Origin of the sequence: Microcoleus sp. K5-D4 (assembly GCF_036704575.1) — a bacterium.
Taxonomy (GTDB): Bacteria; Cyanobacteriota; Cyanobacteriia; order Cyanobacteriales; family Microcoleaceae; genus Microcoleus.
Genome location: NZ_JAUBSD010000005.1, coordinates 40,578 through 57,578 on the forward strand (window position 1 = coordinate 40,578; position 17,001 = coordinate 57,578).

The 17,001-nt window shown below is 46.4% G+C and carries 12 protein-coding genes; 6 read left to right on the plus strand and 6 right to left on the minus strand.

The window, feature by feature from the left end:
- Positions 1-191, plus strand: a 191-nt coding sequence (locus QUA77_RS03035; RefSeq protein WP_333449224.1) for a phage holin family protein, incomplete at its 5' end; no start/stop codon positions are given.
- 151 nt (positions 192-342) lie between these two features.
- On the opposite strand, the gene QUA77_RS03040 is transcribed toward QUA77_RS03035, so the two are convergent.
- From QUA77_RS03040 to QUA77_RS03050, 3 genes are all read right to left on the minus strand, one after another.
- Positions 343-774, minus strand: a complete 432-nt coding sequence (locus QUA77_RS03040) for an NUDIX domain-containing protein (RefSeq protein WP_333449225.1) — start codon at positions 772-774, stop codon at positions 343-345.
- A 179-nt stretch (positions 775-953) separates the two neighbouring features.
- Positions 954-1,406 (minus strand): DUF3531 family protein, encoded by a 453-nt coding sequence (locus tag QUA77_RS03045; protein ID WP_333038358.1) that lies wholly within the window; start codon positions 1,404-1,406, stop codon positions 954-956.
- Between the two features lie 15 nt (positions 1,407-1,421).
- Complete coding sequence (locus tag QUA77_RS03050; protein ID WP_333449226.1) at positions 1,422-2,438, minus strand: Sll0314/Alr1548 family TPR repeat-containing protein; 1,017 nt, start codon at positions 2,436-2,438, stop codon at positions 1,422-1,424.
- A 406-nt stretch (positions 2,439-2,844) separates the two neighbouring features.
- On the opposite strand from QUA77_RS03050, the gene QUA77_RS03055 reads away from it, so the two are divergent.
- From QUA77_RS03055 to QUA77_RS03065, 3 genes are all read left to right on the plus strand, one after another.
- The gene (locus QUA77_RS03055; protein ID WP_333038351.1) at positions 2,845-3,516 is read left to right on the plus strand and encodes an energy-coupling factor ABC transporter ATP-binding protein; all 672 of its coding nucleotides are present in this window, start codon (positions 2,845-2,847) and stop codon (positions 3,514-3,516) included.
- Between the two features lie 90 nt (positions 3,517-3,606).
- On the plus strand, positions 3,607-4,350 hold the full coding sequence (rsmG, locus tag QUA77_RS03060) for a 16S rRNA (guanine(527)-N(7))-methyltransferase RsmG (protein WP_333449227.1): 744 nt from the start codon (positions 3,607-3,609) through the stop codon (positions 4,348-4,350).
- Positions 4,351-4,375: 25 nt separating this feature from the next.
- Positions 4,376-5,161: an SDR family oxidoreductase gene (locus QUA77_RS03065; RefSeq protein ID WP_333449228.1), complete on the plus strand. Its 786-nt coding sequence runs from the start codon at positions 4,376-4,378 to the stop codon at positions 5,159-5,161.
- Between the two features lie 181 nt (positions 5,162-5,342).
- On the opposite strand, the gene QUA77_RS03070 is transcribed toward QUA77_RS03065, so the two are convergent.
- The 3 genes from QUA77_RS03070 to rpiA form a co-directional block, all read right to left on the minus strand.
- Positions 5,343-6,098, minus strand: a complete 756-nt coding sequence (locus tag QUA77_RS03070; protein ID WP_333449229.1) for a Fe-Mn family superoxide dismutase — start codon at positions 6,096-6,098, stop codon at positions 5,343-5,345.
- 214 nt (positions 6,099-6,312) lie between these two features.
- Positions 6,313-7,497 carry an aldo/keto reductase gene (locus QUA77_RS03075; RefSeq protein WP_445302054.1) on the minus strand — a complete coding sequence of 395 codons (1,185 nt, stop codon included), beginning with the start codon at positions 7,495-7,497 and terminating at the stop codon, positions 6,313-6,315.
- 346 nt (positions 7,498-7,843) lie between these two features.
- Positions 7,844-8,560 carry a ribose-5-phosphate isomerase RpiA gene (gene rpiA / locus QUA77_RS03080; protein ID WP_333061722.1) on the minus strand — a complete coding sequence of 239 codons (717 nt, stop codon included), beginning with the start codon at positions 8,558-8,560 and terminating at the stop codon, positions 7,844-7,846.
- Positions 8,561-8,599: 39 nt separating this feature from the next.
- Here rpiA and QUA77_RS03085 point away from each other — a divergent pair, with 39 nt between their 5' ends.
- Positions 8,600-13,051, plus strand: coding sequence for a tetratricopeptide repeat protein (locus tag QUA77_RS03085; RefSeq protein WP_333449230.1), 4,452 nt, complete (start codon positions 8,600-8,602; stop codon positions 13,049-13,051).
- A 429-nt stretch (positions 13,052-13,480) separates the two neighbouring features.
- Positions 13,481-17,001 (plus strand): choice-of-anchor Y domain-containing protein (locus QUA77_RS03090; protein ID WP_333449231.1); only part of this gene is annotated, 3,521 nt, incomplete at its 3' end.

The following is a 17,001-nucleotide window of genomic DNA, read 5'->3' on the forward strand; positions in this document are numbered from 1 at the left end:
CATTGGTGTTGGTAACTTTTGGTTTGTGGATAATTGTTATCAACGCGATTATCTTTGGATTGGCGGCTTGGCTAGTGGATGGATTTCGCTTGCGGTGGGGAATTTGGAGTGCTTTGCTGGGTGCTATAGCCCTCGGTTTTATCAACTCTTTGCTTTATGAGCTGTTGCGGACTCTGCCTAGTGTAAGATAGAGAAAGGTAACGCGCTGGGCGGAAGGAAGGGGCGGGTTTATTCATCCTGTTAGTTATCGCAAATATTTCAGGTGAAACCCGCCCCTAATGCAAATATTTTAGGTTTAATTCCCCCATATCAGGTATGTATTTTTTGGTAGTGGTTGAGTTTTTAGCCTTCGCAGTAGTCGATAAATTGCTCTGGAACTAGGCGCAATTCGCCCGATCGAAAGCGCTCGAGCGGCATCCAAAGTGCGGTAAATACCCAATCTCCGTCTGCAAAGGCTAGACTCTCCAATTCATAAAATTTGGGATCGACAAATTCGCACTGATAGAGTTGTATTAGTTCGTGTCCGGCTTGGCCATTAAAAATAAAAAAATTTTCCAAACAAGCCAAATATTTGATATTTGTTAACTCGGCTTTAATTTCTTCTTGAAACTCTCTTTGCAAAGCGTCGATGCTGTGTTCTCCGAATTCTATGCCACCGCCCAGAGCTCGGTAAAATGTGTCTTGTTTGACCGGATCTTCGCATTCTGACACGAAAATGCGATCGCCAGCTCGAATTAATCCTAAAACAATTACGCGAATTGTACCTTTTTGCATAATTAGTTATCAGTCATTAGTCATCAGTTAACTGGTTCCTAGGCTCTGCCTAGGAATCAATGTCCAGAGGCTCTGCCTCGCTTTCGGAGCAGCAAAATAGGAGGCAGAGCCTCCATATGTGTTACCAGGCAGAGCCTAGTAACGAGTAGAATCCGCCCCTAATGAGTAATCACTAATGACTAATTATCAGCAGCAAAAGTCTCTCGACGGCGACTGGTGTCAACGGGCCAGTTTCTATTTTCCCCGCCAATAATGAGTTTTTCAATCGTTACGAATTCTTTGCTCAGTTGCTGGAAAACATTAATCAAAACATCGAGGCCTATCGCATCGCTAGTGCCCAAATCAAACCAGCAGCGAGCCCAAGAACCTTGATACTCCATTTCTCCCATATTGTGCATTAAAGCCATCATGCTTTGGTCGGCTAGATTAACATCGTAATTCATCTGACTGATATCTAAGCCTTCATCTTGAACTTGCAAATTTTCCGCATTAAATCCTCCCAGTTTTCCCAAGAAAAACCAAGAGTCAAACACTTCTTCAACATACTGTTTTTCACCGTTTGAAGGCACGTTGCTGAACTTCAGCCAAATCCAGAGGTCAAAGGGGTTAAACTCGCGAAACTCTACTTGCATAGTTTTTTGGTGTTTTTATAGTGGTGGTAAGGCCGCCGGCCCCCAGACTCCATCTGCATCTCTAATTTTATCGCGCATCGGGTCGCAGGCACGAGATTGGCTGTCGAGACGGTTACGGGTTCTGCACTGCTGAAAGAAGATTTCGGCTACTAAACTGCGCGGCAGTTGGTCGGGTTTTGCTAAGGCGGCGTCGAAGTTTTTTCGGGCTTCCTCAAGTAAGGTTTTGTTACCGTCTTTTCCCTGGGATTGGGAAAACAAAATTTGTGCTTTTAGATAGTGAACTTCGGGATTATTGGGCGTTTCTGCTAGGGATTTGTTGGCAAATTCTAGAGCGCGATCGTACTTTTTCAAGTCTCTATACCCTACTGCCATGCCGCGATAAGCTAAATAGCGGGGAGAGGCTTTTTGTTCGAGTCTTTGAATTGCTTCGTTGGGGTTGGAAAAGGGCAGGTTTGTGGCTAGCATTAAGTCCATGTAGCCTTTGATTAGGTTTAGTTCTGGGTCGTTGGGGGCTATTTTGTCGGCGGCATCTAGGTATTGAAATACTACTCGCAATTTACTCAAAGCTTGGGGCGCGCCTTTGGCGGTTCCTTCTTTGGCTATAATGTTCGCCCCTTCTAGAAAGTGACCTGCTGCTGTGTAAATATTGCCGCGCAATGGATTAGTTTTTGCCAATTTTTCGCCTACTTCGCGGGTTTTTTGCGCGTAGGAATTCATCGAGTTTAAGTCCTCCTCGATGTATGAGATGGAGGCTGCCATTGCATAGGCTAGCGGCTCGTTTGGTTCGGCTGATAGTGCTTGTTGAATTTGAGTTTTTGCTTGTTTGTAGTTCCCTTGCTGAAACATTGTTTTGAAAGCGGTTTCGGTGTTGGGCCCGATCGCCTGCGGGTTGCTGCTGCGAAAGGGATCGCCCGCTAATGCCGAGTTAATGCAGATGCTGAGGGCGATCGCCAGTGCAGGAGCGATCGCCCGCACTGTCTGTTTAGAACTTAACATTTGCTTGCCAAGCGATGCTAAAGGGGTTTTCGTCATCGTCAATTCTCTCAATGTAATATACTGTATACTAGAAACAAGAGAGTTAAATTTTCAGACTTTCGGGCCGCGACCAAAAAAAGAGTGCAATTTGCTTGATTTTTTATGGTTTTTGAGGTACATTTTAATAATGTAAGTGTGACTTTTAATAGATTAAAGGACAGATTTTCATTATTAAAATATACCATGAAAAAACAGAAAAATCAAACACCAATCATGAAAAAAAGGAAATTTTTGTTAAGATTTATGTAAAATAATTGTGTGCCATCTACCCACCCAAAAACAGCCTTAACTATCAATAGCACAACCAGAAGTTCCCCGCTCCAACAATAACTATTTTTCTGATTGTTCACTGTTGAGTGTTAACAACTGCCAACTGCCAACTGCCAACTAACAACTGCCGTTAATGCTTTATCTAAAAAACTTAGTATATCATCCCACCGCCTGTCCGAATCCTATTCTGAAAAATATTAACTTAGAACTGCCCTCGCAGCAAATGGGGCTGATTGTGGGTCGCAGCGGTTCTGGCAAAAGTACGCTATTAGAAATATTAGCAGGTTTAGCGGAAAAAACTAGCGGCGACATCCGTTGGCGGGAACAGGAATTAACACCGGAACACTTGCAACAGTTAGGAGGTTTAGTGTTCCAGTTTCCAGAAAGACATTTTTGCGGTGGCACAATTTTAGAAGAATTACGGTTGGGTCATCCTGAATTGGGACAAGAACAAATTAACTCAGCAATGGCAGAAGTGGGACTAGGACATTTGCCGCTGCGCGCTTCTCCCCACGCTTTGAGCGGCGGACAACAGCGGAGGGTAGCCCTGGCGGTGCAGCTAATTCGGCAGCCGCATTTGCTACTTTTGGACGAACCGACGGCGGGTTTGGATTGGTCGATGCGTCGGCAGTTGGTAAGCTTGTTGAGTAAGTTGAAAAGTCACTGGACTTTGTTGATTGTAACTCACGATGCTAGCGATTTGTTGAGCGTTGCTGACCGATTTTGGACTTTAGACCACGGGGATTTGCAGGAGGTCGATCGGTCTAAATTGGAAGCTAAGGAAACGAGTTTTGTTAGTCATTAGTCATTAGTTAGTGCGGGCGGGCTTACCGCATTATGAAGCATTTTTAAGTGCAGAGAATTTGCAGAGCTTACAAAAGAGTGGGAATAGAAGATGAATCAGATTACAATGCCTGTATTGCCCCAGATGAACGAGTTGTGGCAAAAAACGCTGAATTGGCAGCCGGATGAGTCGCAGCAGCAACAATTTCAGCGGCTTTATGAGTTAATTGTGGAGGGAAATCGCTCCTTGAATTTAACTCGAATTACTGAGCCGATGGAATTTTGGGAAAAACATTTGTGGGATTCTCTGCGGGGAATTGCAAGACTACTGCCAGCTAATCACAATTCGGCGGAAAATCCCGAATTGTCAGCCGAGTCGGTGCAGAAAGCGATCGATATCGGGACAGGTGGGGGTTTTCCGGGTCTGCCGATCGCGATCGCCCTGCCGCATTTATCAGTTACTTTGCTCGATTCTACGCGCAAAAAAATTACTTTTTTGGAAACAGTTGTGCCGTCTTTAGGGATAGAAAATGCTGCAACTTTGTTGGGGAGAGCCGATGAAATTGCCAGAGCGCCAGAGCACAAACAAGCTTATGATTTAGCCGTTCTCCGAGCAGTGGGAGCAGCTCCTCTCTGCGCTAAATGCGCGCTGCCTCTGCTGAAAAATGGCGGTTTGGCTGTACTTTACCGTGGAAATTGGACGGTGGAGGAAGAAACGGAGTTACAAAGGGCGATCGAGCATTTGGGCGGCACAGTTGAGTCAGTCGAAGCATTCACAACGCCGACGAGTCAGGGGGCGCGGCACTGCGTTTACTTGCGGAAAGTTGTACAGCAGTTCGAGCGTCCCGTGCGCTAGCTATAGCCGTTTTTCAATACTAACTATGCTTGTCAATAAGATTGCACTTGTCACAGGTAGCTCGAAAGGAATTGGTGCTGGCATCGCTCTTGAATTAGCAAAATCTGGTGCAGATATTTGTGTCAACTATTGCGATTCTCCAACATCTGCGCGAGAAATAGTCAACCAGATTCACTCTCTCGGCCGTCGCGCTATCGCGATTCAAGCAGATGTCTCACAGCGCGACCAAGTGGAAAGGATGGTCGATAGGTGCGAGCAAGAACTCGGTCAAATCGATATTCTAGTAACAAATGCGATCGCTAGCGTCCGAAACACCTTGCTGGAAACTAAATTTGAGGATTTACAGCGGACACTAGAAATAGGGGTGTACGGTGTGTTTCACGTATGTCAAATAGTCGCCCGCCGTATGGTGGAAAGGAAGGCCAAAGGATCGATTATTCATATCTCATCCCCGCACGCTCATTTTCCGTATAAGGGTGCTATTGACTACAACACCACCAAAGCAGCCTGTCATCACCTCGTTCTTTCTATGGCCAATGAACTGATGTGGCACAAAATTCGGGTCAACATCCTAGAGCCTGGGTGGACTGACACTCCGGGTGAGCGACGCTGGTATAGCGACGAATTGCTTGAGTCGTTTAGCAACCAAATGCCTCTTGGTCGGATGGGCTTCCCGGAAGACTTAGGCAAAGCAGCAGTTTTCCTGGCATCTGATGCGGCTGACTACATCGCGGGCAGCGTGTTAAAGGTAGATGGTGGGTTGTACATTGAGGGCAGCCCGAGTTTGACCTCAGAATCTCAAGATAAGTAGGTAGGCGGCATTAAACGAACCATCTAACAGTATGTAAACATTGCTCAGTCAGCCACGCTTAAGGCTCAGGATATTTTACAATCGTTTACTTACTTAATTGCGTTTTACAGCGCCTACCTACTTCAAACCGAGTTTGTTGTTGGGCTGTTTGCGATCGATCGCAACAACAAGCTTTTTTGAACTAAGCGCTCGCCTTTTCGTAGCGCTTGTTAATTTCCGCCCAATTAACAACATTCCACCAAGCTTTTAAGTAGTCGGCGCGCAAATTTTGGTATTTGAGATAATAAGCGTGTTCCCAAACATCGTTACCCATAATTGGATAGTTGCCATCCATGAAAGGCGTGTCTTGATTTGCCGTAGTTGTAATCTCAAGTTTGCCGGCTTTATTGCGGACTAGCCAAACCCAACCGCTGCCAAAACGCTTGGCGCCGGCATCGTTAAATTTTGCTTTAAAATCGTCAACACTGCCGAAAGTTTGCTTAATTGCTGTTGCAATTGCCCCTGTGGGTTCGCCGCCACCGTTGGGACTCATGATTTCCCAAAACATACTGTGATTTAGGTGTCCGCCGCCATTGTTACGCACTGTTGTGCGAATATCTTCCGGCACTTTGCTCAAATCTCGCAGCATATTTTCTGCAGAGATATTTTTGAGTTGCGGGTATTTGCTGACAGCATCGTTGAGGTTTTTAACGTAGGCGGCGTGGTGTTTGTCGTGGTGAAATTGCATTGTCCGCGCATCGATATGCGGTTCTAAAGCATTGTATTCGTAGGGAAGAGGTGGCAGTGTAAAAGGCCCGGGGGTTTGGGCTATTTTTGGACTTTCTGCAACTGGACTTGCTTGCGATACATTATTTCCTGACGCTTGGCAAGCACCTGCGGTAATAGCTCCGACCGTGGCAGTCATCAAATACAAGAAATCTCGGCGTTTGAGAGTCATAAAAAGTACCTAAGTGAATTATTAACTGTTTTATCTCAGATTGAAGCAAAATGGGAGCGAGTTGAGAAAAAAAGTCCTATCGCCCGAATGGATGAGACGGATGGGCGATGGTTGTGATAGTTTCTCAAGTATAGGCTAATTGTATGCGCGTAACTAACTCACGTGCTCCGGTTTATCAACCCGGTTTCTGTCTCGAAACCGGGTTTTTTTGCGATTATTCTTGGGACAAGCGTTGGATGGCTTCGCCTCCAAACAGTCGATCGGCTGCTTGAAGAATACCGGGAATTTTAGCAGCGTGGGGACTGTGGGCTAGACAGCGGCGCAAGTCTAATTCATCGAGGCGATCGGCTTTTTGGCCTGGAAACCAGTGGCCCGCATTACCTAAAAGGTTGTAGCGCATCTTGCAATAGTCGATCGTATCGTAAGCCTGCGCCAAGTTCCACAGCCACAGAATCACATAAATATTAATACCTCCGGGAGTATTTTCTATAGTTGGTAAACCGACGTGCCAAGTCTTAAACCAATCTTCTCCTAATTTATCAATTGCTGCATTTTCTAATTTTTCTAATATCGGGGGCAAAATTTCATCTGCTCTATCTAACAATTCTACAGCTTTCAGATGCTCGTTAAAATCTTCAGGTTTTGCGGCGCCCAAACTCAAAGTGTGTACTTGCGGATGCGACAAACAAAACAAATCATTAAACACCATCGGACTCAACGGATAGCACAACTCTACCAATTTTTGCGGCGGGCTGTAAAGTTGACCGCCTTTGTCCGAAGGACTGATAATAAAAACGCCCATATCGTGACGTTTAGCAGCTTCAATAGCTAGCCAATTAATTTGATTGATGTAGTACCAGTGCAAGTTAAGATAATCAAATTGATTAGTTTCAATTGTTTTGACAATCACATCCGTCGGGCCGTGGGTTGAAAAACCAATAAACCGAACTTTGCCTTCTGCTTGCAACTTTCTCGCCACATCCATGCAGCCGCCCGGACGCATAGACTCCTCTAGCAATTCCCACGTATTAATGCCGTGTAGCGACAGTAAATCGACGTATTCCAGTTGCAAATAAGCTAATGATTTCTCAAATTCTTCGCGAAACTCTTGGGAGTTCGGTTTGGGGCTAACTTTCGTTTGCACTATCAACTTTTCGCGGGGAAAATTCGGTAAAATCAACCCCAATTGCATCTCGGAAGTGCCGTAACCGCGAGCAGTTTCTATGTGATTGATGCCGCATTCAATCGAATAGCTAATCGTCGATTCTAGATTTTGTTGATTGTCTGAGGGAATTTCATTGGCTGGCACGTCTTGCCATTTGTACTGATATCTCATGCCACCGCAGGAAAAGACGGGCATGGATAATTCTGTGCGACCGAATCTGCGATATTGCATCATCATAATCAAAGTCAAAGCTATAGAAGAAAGAAGTTCGGCAACGGATTTTTTAACGGTGTAACGGATGTCAGTCCGATGTCCGTCGGAAGTTCGGCAACGGATTCGCTTTCTTCGGATGTAACGGATGTCAGTCCGATGTCCGTCGGAAGAAGGAAGAAGGAATATGTAACAATCCCCAGGGTTTGACTGATTAATAACTTGTTAATAGTCTTGGCTGTTGCTATAGGGTAAAAAACCTTGTTTTTTGTATTTTTGCGGATTGTAACTCGCATATTGCCGCATTCTCCTGAACAGGCAAGATGCCTGTTCCACAAAGAGTTTTTGACCACCAGTGCGGCAGTTTTGACTATTTAGAAATCTCCCGTACTACGGGTTTTCCGTCTTGGATTTCGCCGACTAAAACCAAATCTGTACAGTCTACAAACAAACCATTTTCTAACACACCGGGAATGTTATTCAAGCTTTTTTCCATTTCTCCGGGGTTGGCAATGTCATCAAATTTGACATCAATTACCATATTACCTTGATCGGTAATTACTGGGCCTGCTTTTTTCACGCCCATGCGGAGTTCGGGTTTGCCACCCAATTTTTCAATGGCGCGCATCACTGGTGTTAATGCCATCGGTATAACTTCGATGGGCACGCGAAAAGTCGAACCCAATTTATCTACGATTTTGGAACTGTCAACTACTACAATAAATTGAGTTGCGAGGTAATCGACTACTTTTTCGCGGGTGTGGGCTGCGCCGCCACCTTTAATTAAGTTGAGGTGGGGATCGACTTCATCAGCGCCATCAATAGCAACATCAATTCTATCAATTTCATCGAGTGTTGCCAGCGGTACTCCGTACTGTTTGGCTAACACTTCTGATTGAAAAGATGTCGGCACTCCCTTGATATCTTTAAGTTCACCTGATTTTATGCGATCGCCCAATGCTTGAATAGTATAAGCTGTAGTTGACCCAGTGCCGAGTCCGACAATCATACCAGATTTTACGCGATCGGCTGCAGCAAAGCCGACTTGCTGTTTCATCAATTTTACGGGATCTTGTTCTGTGGTCATGTTCGGTACTCCTTAATAGTTTTAAGATTATACCATTGAATGAAAATCGGATTTCTCGATACCTACACTTGGGATTACAATATTGAAACTCCTTACTGCAAACCTTTGGGGGGCACTCAGTCGGCTATTTGTTACCTAGCCGAGGCGTTGGCTGCACAGGGAAACGAGGTATTTTTGCTCAACAATACTTCCGAGTCGGGGATGTCGCGCGGTGTTGATTGCAGGCGCAGGGTGGGGGACAAATCTAATTTAGAATTGCTGCGATCGCTCGATTTTTTAGTTATAGTCAATATAGTCGGCAAAGCGCAGGAAGTTAAGCCGCTTTTGGGGCATCGAACTAAGTTAATTTTGTGGATTCATAACGAACCGGGCTTTGTATTCCTCCAAGATTTCAATAATCAGGGAGAAATCAATGCTTGCGATGCCTTTGTATTTGTCAGCGAGTGGCAACGCCAGCAATTTCATCGGCGCTTTGGGATTGACTCTAATCGCAGTTGTGTTTTAAGAAATGCGATCGCACCTTGTTTTGCTAACATTTTCGCCGATAATATTTCTATCCTCTCTCATAAATCTCGACCGCCCGTTCTAGCTTACACCAGCACTCCATTTCGCGGACTCGATATTTTGTTAAAAGTCTTTCCCGAAATTCGTCAAGCTGTCCCCGGAACCCGATTAAAAGTATTTTCAAGCATGAAAGTACACCAAATAGACGACAATGATAACAAGCTTTTTTTCGGTCAACTTTACCGCCAGTGCCAGGAAACAGAAGGCGTCGAGTACGTCGGTTCCGTACCGCAACCCGAACTCGTCCGGCAACTGCGTTCAGTCGCGGTTTTAGCTTACCCAAATACCTATTTGGAAACCTCATCTATTGCCGTGATGGAGGCGATGGCCAGCGGTTGCCGCATTGTGACGAGTGAATTGGCAGCTTTGCCGGAAACAACGGCTGGATTTGCCCGTCTAGTTTCCATGTCAGGGGTGAAAAATTTTGCATCGATAACTAATTGGAATCGGGCGGGCAACGCAGATTGGGAGGGATATACAAGGCGGTTTTTAGAGGCGATAGTCGGAGTTTTAAATGAGGGCACGGGTGCGGGCGGCGCCACTGCTGAAAATCATTTAAGACAGCAGGTAGAATATATAAATCGAGGGTGTACTTGGTCGGTGCGATCCCGAGAGTGGGTAGAATGGTTGAATATTATTAGTGTAAAACCTGTACGAGTGGCAGAGCAAATGATCGGGAATTCTTTAGTAGGTTTAGAGGCCGTGAGAGATTATTTTCAAAAGGGAAATTGGCGGAAAGATCAGGGTGATCTCGGTGGCGCCATCGAGAATTATCAAAAAGCTTTAGAGTTCAATCCCGAAGATGCGGAAGTTCATAAAAAGTTGGCGGAAGTTTATGTTTTGCAAGGAGAATTTGAAAAGGCGATCGCCTCTTGCCATGTCGCTCTTACATTTCAACCCAATTTTGCTCCTGCTTACTTAACAATAGGCAATGCTTTGCATAGTCAAGGCAAGCTGGAAATGGCAATTGAAGCTTACTTGCAAGCTTTAGAAATTCAGCCAGAATTTGCTGAAGCCAGCGCGAATCTCGGCAGTATGTATTACAAGTTAGGGCAATTGGAACAGGCGGCCAATTATTACCAGAAAGCTCTGGTAATTAATCCTCAATTGTGTTCGGTCAATATGATGCTGGGCAGCGTTTTGCAGCAGCAAGGAAAGTTAGATGCAGCAATTACTTGCTATCAAAAAGTGCTGCAATTGCAACCGGGAGATGCCAGCGCTGCTGAGAAACTATCGAGTTTGATCGCACAAAAAGAGCGGGAAACTACCGACAGCAACTTTATCGAATTAGAAACAGAATCAGGCGAACAGCAACCAGTATCTGTCAACAAAGATGAAGGCTACGGCTTGCAGCCTTCGAGCATCAATTTGCCGCCAGCGCCAACCACGGAGACTTTAAATACTCCGTTTACAAACCCCGCCGAACTTTCCGATCAAGTTACCTCGCTCAATGTTCCAGATAGCGGACAAGTTGCCAATTTTCAAGAAGTAGAACCGTACAATAAACTCGCCGAAAACTTTTTAGTTCAAGGTAAAATTAAAGAGGCGATCGCAGCTTGTCAGCAAGCGCTAAAATTTCGACCGGATTTCATCTACGCTTACGTCACTTTAGGCAATGCCTTGCAAGCAGGAGGCAAAACTGAAGCTGCAATTCGATCGTATTCTCAAGCCCTAGAATTGCAGCCAAATTTTGCGGAAGTGCGCGCCAATATCGGCAGTATGTATTTCAAAATGGGGCGTTTGGAAGAAGCGATCGCCCATTACCAGCAAGCCATCGCCCTGAGTCCCGATTTAGCGGGAGCTCACTGGAATTTAGGGAAAGTATATCACCAACACGGCAACATCGAAGCAGCGATCGCCTGTTTTAAAAGAACATCCGAACTCAACCCGCAGCTAGTCGGTGCAGACTTCCACTTTAACTTAGGTAATCGACTTTTCAGCCAAGGAAAGCGCGACGAAGCCATCGAAAGTTACGAAAAAGCGATCGCCATTAAGCCGGATTGGGCAGAAGCTTACGGTAACATCGGCAGCGCGCGATCGCAACAAGGCAATCTCGACGCCGCCATCGCTTACTATCAGAAAGCTGTAGCTTTAAAGCCGCATTTAGAAGTTTTGCACTTCAATATAGCCAATTCTTTTTTACAGCAAAACAAGTACGAAGAAGCGATTACTAATTATCAAAACACTCTGAAAATTAAGCCCGACTGGCCGGAAGTTCACGCTAACCTCGGCAGTTGTTTTTCCATGCAGGGGCGGCTGGAAGAAGCTTTAGCCAGCTATCAGCAAGCTTTGACCTTAAAACCGAATTGGGCAGAGGTTTACTGCCGGATGGGACACATTCAGAAACAAGATAAGCCGTTGGAGGCGATCGCCAATTTTGAAAAGGCGATCGAATGCAACTCCAAATATAGCGAAGCCTACCAACAACTGTGCGACTTGCTAAGCCATTCTACCAACCTCGCCGGAGCCCGCAGCGTTGCCGACAAATACTGCGAAAACTGCGGCGAAAATGCCCCAGTCATGTCAGCTACAGCCTACGTCTTTTCCTACCTGCAATCAGGTGTCAGCAAACAGGCAATTCAGAAACTAGAAGAAATCGAAAACCTCTGCTACGAAAAGGTCGAAACCTTTAGCGTAATCGAACTAAAACTGCTCTACGAAATCTTCCTGTTTGCAGTTTCTCACCTGCGAGACAACCGCGAAAAGAATGCCAGTTTCTACAGACTTATTGCCAAAGAATATTACCAAAAAGCTGTCCCTAAGCGCCAGGACATTAACAGAATCAACCTAGCAAATTACCAAACAAAAGAACAGCGTCCTTTAAAAATCGGTTTCCTTTCCAAACACTTCCGCCGCCACTCAGTAGGCTGGTGCAGCGAAGCTTTAATTCGCGAATTAAGCCACATCACCCCCCACGTTCACCTTTACGTCACCGGGAAACTCCACCGAGATGAAGTTACGCAGCGGTTTGAAGACATGGCGGGCAAGTTTTACTGGCCTAAAAAATATCCAAACGGCTTTGCTGACGGCGGTGAAATCTTCGCCGAAGTAGTGCAAGACAACTTGGATGTTTTGATAGACTTAGACTCAATGACAGTGCCAACAAATGTCGAAGTGCTGTATCAATATCCTGCGGGAATTTGCGTTTCTTGGCTGGGATTCGACGCACCCTACATTTCAGATAATCACTACTTTCTGTGCGACGAACACACTCACCCCCCTGGTGTGGAAAAAAATTACTTAGAACAGTTAGTAAGATTGCCTGCTTGTTCGGTAGCAATTGGCGCACTGCAAAGCATTCCTGTGAATCGAGAGGCGATTAGAAACGCTCTCGGAATTGGCTTGGATCAAATGACTTATCTGTGCGTTGCGCCAGGTAGAAAAACCAATCCAGAAATGGTACGAGCTCAAGTTACAATTCTGAAGGAAGTACCAGATAGTGTCTTAATCCGCAAAGGTCAAGGCGACCCCGACGTTATTCACAGCACTTACCGCCAAGAATGCGAAATTCAGGGAGTAGATTTTGCTCGGATTAAGTTTATAGGTCAAACCCGAAGTGAGGAAGAACACCGGGCTATTTATTATGTAGCCGACGTGCTTTTAGATTCGTATCCTTACAACGGCGGGACTCACAATTTAGAGGCTTTGTGGGCGAATTTGCCAGTGGTAACTCGCTCCGGCGACCAATATCTTTCGCGCATGGGTTACGCTTTTCTGAAAAGTGCAAATCTTGATGTTGGTGCGGCGTGGAGTTGGGAGGAATACACGCAGTGGGGAGTTAAGTTTGGCCGTGATGCGGGTTTCAGAAATGCGGTGAAAGAGCATTTATTAAAATCTAAGCAGCCAGAACATCTCGCACCTTTGTGGAATCCTAAAAAGTTGGCTGAGGATATGTATCAGGTGTTTCAAAAACTGTTAGCTAAATAGGTGGGGAATTGGGCATTGGGCATTGGCATAGCAATCCCTCATCACTTGTGAACTCCTTTCTTACTCTCTTCTCTTCCTCTGTGCTCTCTGCGCCCTCTGCGGTTCAATAAAAAAAGAGAGTTCAGGTAGAGAAACGTGGTTTCTGAATATTTGTACGCTACTCACGGTAAAGTTTTGTAACAATATCCATGAAAATGCGTAAAAATTCCGCGCCGAGTCTGATAGATAAATAGCTGATTCATAGTACCGCGATCGCACTAACTTTATGCCAGTTAGTGCGATCGCTTTTTTGTGGTGCAGGAATTATCCAAAACTTAAAGATTGCGTAAGTTTTTTGACAGCAGGTACAAAAACGGTGACACTCATTAGTAAATTTGCTAGGCTTTGACATTATCAAACTCAGCAAAATCATCTACCTTTAGATATATCATGCCCAATATTACCCTCTACGACGCGATTACCAACCTTCCCGCCGGAACGCCCCCCGGCATAGGGACGCCCAACGGCACCGCCCTTGCTTACGGACAGATAGCCCCCCCCGGTACACCACTTCCCACGCCCCCTTTTCTTCCCGGTTCTACTGCTTCTCTGGCTACGGGTGCGTTTACGCCAAACTCGACGGGCATCAATACTGCCACCATCTACACTCCTAATAGCAATGCTGGCTATGCGGGTTACAACAATTACGATCCACAATCGCTACTTACTCCTACGCCGGTGATACTGCCGCCTTTCACCGCCGCCGCATTAGACCGCACCGCTGGTTATACGATATCTTTTAATGCAGCAATTCCCACAGAAACTAGCAACCCCAACCGCGCGGGTTTTAGCGTCACAGCTATTAGCAGCGACGGCTTAAACGGTTTAGAATTGGGTTTTAAAAACAATAAAATTTTTGGTCAGTCAGATACTTTTGTCGAAGCTGAAACGGCTACACTTCCGGCGGGATTCGATCTTACTTCAAATAACAATTATGTCTTAAAAGTACAAGGCAGCAATTATGAACTTTTTGTTAATAATTACCCAACTGCAATCCTCACAGGGCCGCTGCGTCCAATCAAGTTTGACCCCGCTGCAAGTTCTCCTCCTTTACCTTTCAATCCTTACAGATTGCCGAGTTTCCTATTTTTTGGGGACAATACTGACCAGGGAAGCGCTACATTTCGTTTGGGAAGGATAGCTGTTAATGACTTGCCTGTTGCTACTCCCGACAATGCGATCGCAACTGTCGGGACTCCTAATATTAAAATTAATGTGCTGACAAACGATACTGGTGGCACAAAGGCGCTGAAAGTACAGAGTGTTACTCAACCAACAGGCGGCACTGTTACTGTTGATGACTGGATTTATGCAGGAGGATATTTTACGAATATCGGGGGGCAGCCACGCAACAGAATTGCCCGGTTGTATGGCAGTGACGGTACGGCAGATCCTACTTTTAATCCCAGTGTGGATAGTGCTGTCTGGGGGATCGCGATCGATGCGGACGGCAACGCAGTAGTAGGAGGAGATTTCACGAATATCGGGGGGCTGCCACGCAACAGAATTGCCCGGTTGAACAGTAGCAACGGCACGGCAGATCCTACTTTTAACCCCAATGCGAATGATAGAATCTACGCGATCGCGATCGATGCTAACAACAACCCAGTAGTAGGAGACTTTTTCACCAACATCGGCGGGCAGCCGCGCAACTATATTGCCCGGTTGAACAGCAGCAACGGCACCGCAGATCCTACTTTTAACCCCAATGCGAATAATTTTGTCTATGCGATCGCGATCGATGCTAGTGGCAACTCAGTAGTAGGCGGCCGATTCACCAATATCGGCGGGCAGCCGCGCAACAGAATTGCCCGGTTGAATAGTACCAACGGCACAGCAGATGCTACTTTTAACCCCAATGCCGATAGTTATGTCGAGGGCATCGCGATCGATGCTAACAACAACCTAGTTGCAGGTGGCAATTTCACCAATATCGGCGGGCAGCCGCGCAACTATATTGCCCGGTTGAACAGCAACGACGGCACGGCAGATGTTACTTTCAACCCCAATGCGGATAATGCTGTCTATGAGATCGCGATCGATGCTAACAACAACCCAGTAGTAGTCGGCCCATTCACCAATATCGGCGGGCAGCCGCGCAACTATATTGCCCGGTTGAACACCAGCACTGGGTTGGCAGATCCTGCTTTTAACCCCAATGCGGACAATACAGTCAGGGCGATCGCGATCGACCCCAAACGCAGCGTCGTCTATACTCCTAACCCCACTTTCAACGGCCTCGACACCTTCTCCTACACAACTACCGACGGTTACAGTACCTCAACAGCACAAGTCAGCGTCCTAGTCAACGATTCCCCAGTCTTAGACAATGCCGGCACGCCTAATTTAACCGCCATTAATATCAACGAAACCAACAACAGCGGCACATTAATATCAGCGATTATCGGCACTCAAATTACTGATCCCAACGACGCCATTTCCCCTCGTCCAAGAGGCATCGCCCTCACCAATTTAGATACGACCAATGGCAGTTGGCAATATACCACAGACGGTACAACATGGAACAATATTACTACCATTCCTACGGCTACAACTGCACTGTTGTTAGCAGCCGACGCGACAACTCGCCTCCGCTTCGTTCCCAATACCGACTACACCGGAACAGTTACTGACGGCATTACCTTCAATGCTTGGGATAGAATCACCGGCACTAACGGCGGCACGGCAGATGTGACAGGGGATTTAGAAACTAATGGCGTTTCTAGTCCTTTTAGTACAGCCAGCGAAACAGCCAGCATTACAGTTAGTCCATTACCTGTTATTACTAATATCACATCCGATCAGGCAGATGGAACCTACGCGATCGGTGCAACAATTCCCATTACCCTCACGTTCAGTCAACCAGTTACTGTTACAGGTACGCCGCAGCTTACTTTAGCCACAGGCGGTACAGGTACTGTCATTAATTATGCCAGTGGCAGCGGCAGCAATACTCTGACATTTAATTACACAGTAACAGCCGGCAATAGCAGTCTCGACTTAGACTATACCTCGACAACTGCTTTATCTCTCAACGGCGGTACTATTAAGAATGCTACCAATGCTGATGCTGTCTTGACTTTGCCGAATCCGGGTGCAGCTAATTCCTTGGGTCAAAATAAGGCAATAGTAATTGATGGGATCGCCCCAACTGTCAATCCGACGACTATTGCTGATATTACGGTGGCGGGGGGAACCACTCAAGCTTTTACTGTTACTTTTAACGATAATAGTGCGATCGATGTTACAAATCTAGACAGTTCTGACTTTTTAATCAATTGGTCGGGCGGTGGTATTCCTGTTAACTTTGTCAGTGTTGATACTAATACTAATGGCTTGGCGCGGACAGCTACTTATTCATTTACTCCGCCTGGGGGAAGTTGGGATATTGCAGATAATAACCCAACTTACAGTATTAATCTGCAAGGTAATCAAGTTAAAGATACTGCTGGGAATCCTGTAGCTGCTACGAGTTTAGGAACTTTCAGCGTTAATATTACCGCGCCAACTCCAACTCCGACGCCCACTCCGACTCCGATTCCGACTCCGATTCCAACGGAAACTCCGACTCCAACGCCCACTCCCACGGAAACTCCGACTCCGACTCCGACTCCGACTCCAACGGAAACGCCGACTCCGACTCCAACGGGAACCCCGACTCCGACTCCAACGGGAACCCCGACTCCGACTCCAACGGGAACCCCGACTCCGACTCCAACGGGAACCCCGACTCCGACTCCGACGGAAACGCCGACTCCGACTCCGACGGAAACGCCGACTCCGACGGAAACGCCGACTCCGACGGAAACGCCGACTCCGACTCCGACGGAAACGCCGACTCCGACTCCGACTCCGACTCCGACTCCGACTCCGACTCCGACTCCGACTCCGACTCCGACTCCGACTCCGAC

Coding starts and splice junctions, on each gene's coding strand:
- QUA77_RS03040 (WP_333449225.1), bottom strand. CDS start 774: ATGCAAAAAGGTACAATTCGCGTAATTGTTTTAGGATTAATTCGAGCT.
- QUA77_RS03045 (WP_333038358.1), bottom strand. CDS start 1,406: ATGCAAGTAGAGTTTCGCGAGTTTAACCCCTTTGACCTCTGGATTTGG.
- QUA77_RS03050 (WP_333449226.1), bottom strand. CDS start 2,438: ATGACGAAAACCCCTTTAGCATCGCTTGGCAAGCAAATGTTAAGTTCT.
- QUA77_RS03055 (WP_333038351.1), top strand. CDS start 2,845: ATGCTTTATCTAAAAAACTTAGTATATCATCCCACCGCCTGTCCGAAT.
- rsmG (WP_333449227.1), top strand. CDS start 3,607: ATGAATCAGATTACAATGCCTGTATTGCCCCAGATGAACGAGTTGTGG.
- QUA77_RS03065 (WP_333449228.1), top strand. CDS start 4,376: ATGCTTGTCAATAAGATTGCACTTGTCACAGGTAGCTCGAAAGGAATT.
- QUA77_RS03070 (WP_333449229.1), bottom strand. CDS start 6,098: ATGACTCTCAAACGCCGAGATTTCTTGTATTTGATGACTGCCACGGTC.
- QUA77_RS03075 (WP_445302054.1), bottom strand. CDS start 7,497: ATGATGCAATATCGCAGATTCGGTCGCACAGAATTATCCATGCCCGTC.
- rpiA (WP_333061722.1), bottom strand. CDS start 8,560: ATGACCACAGAACAAGATCCCGTAAAATTGATGAAACAGCAAGTCGGC.
- QUA77_RS03085 (WP_333449230.1), top strand. CDS start 8,600: ATGAAAATCGGATTTCTCGATACCTACACTTGGGATTACAATATTGAA.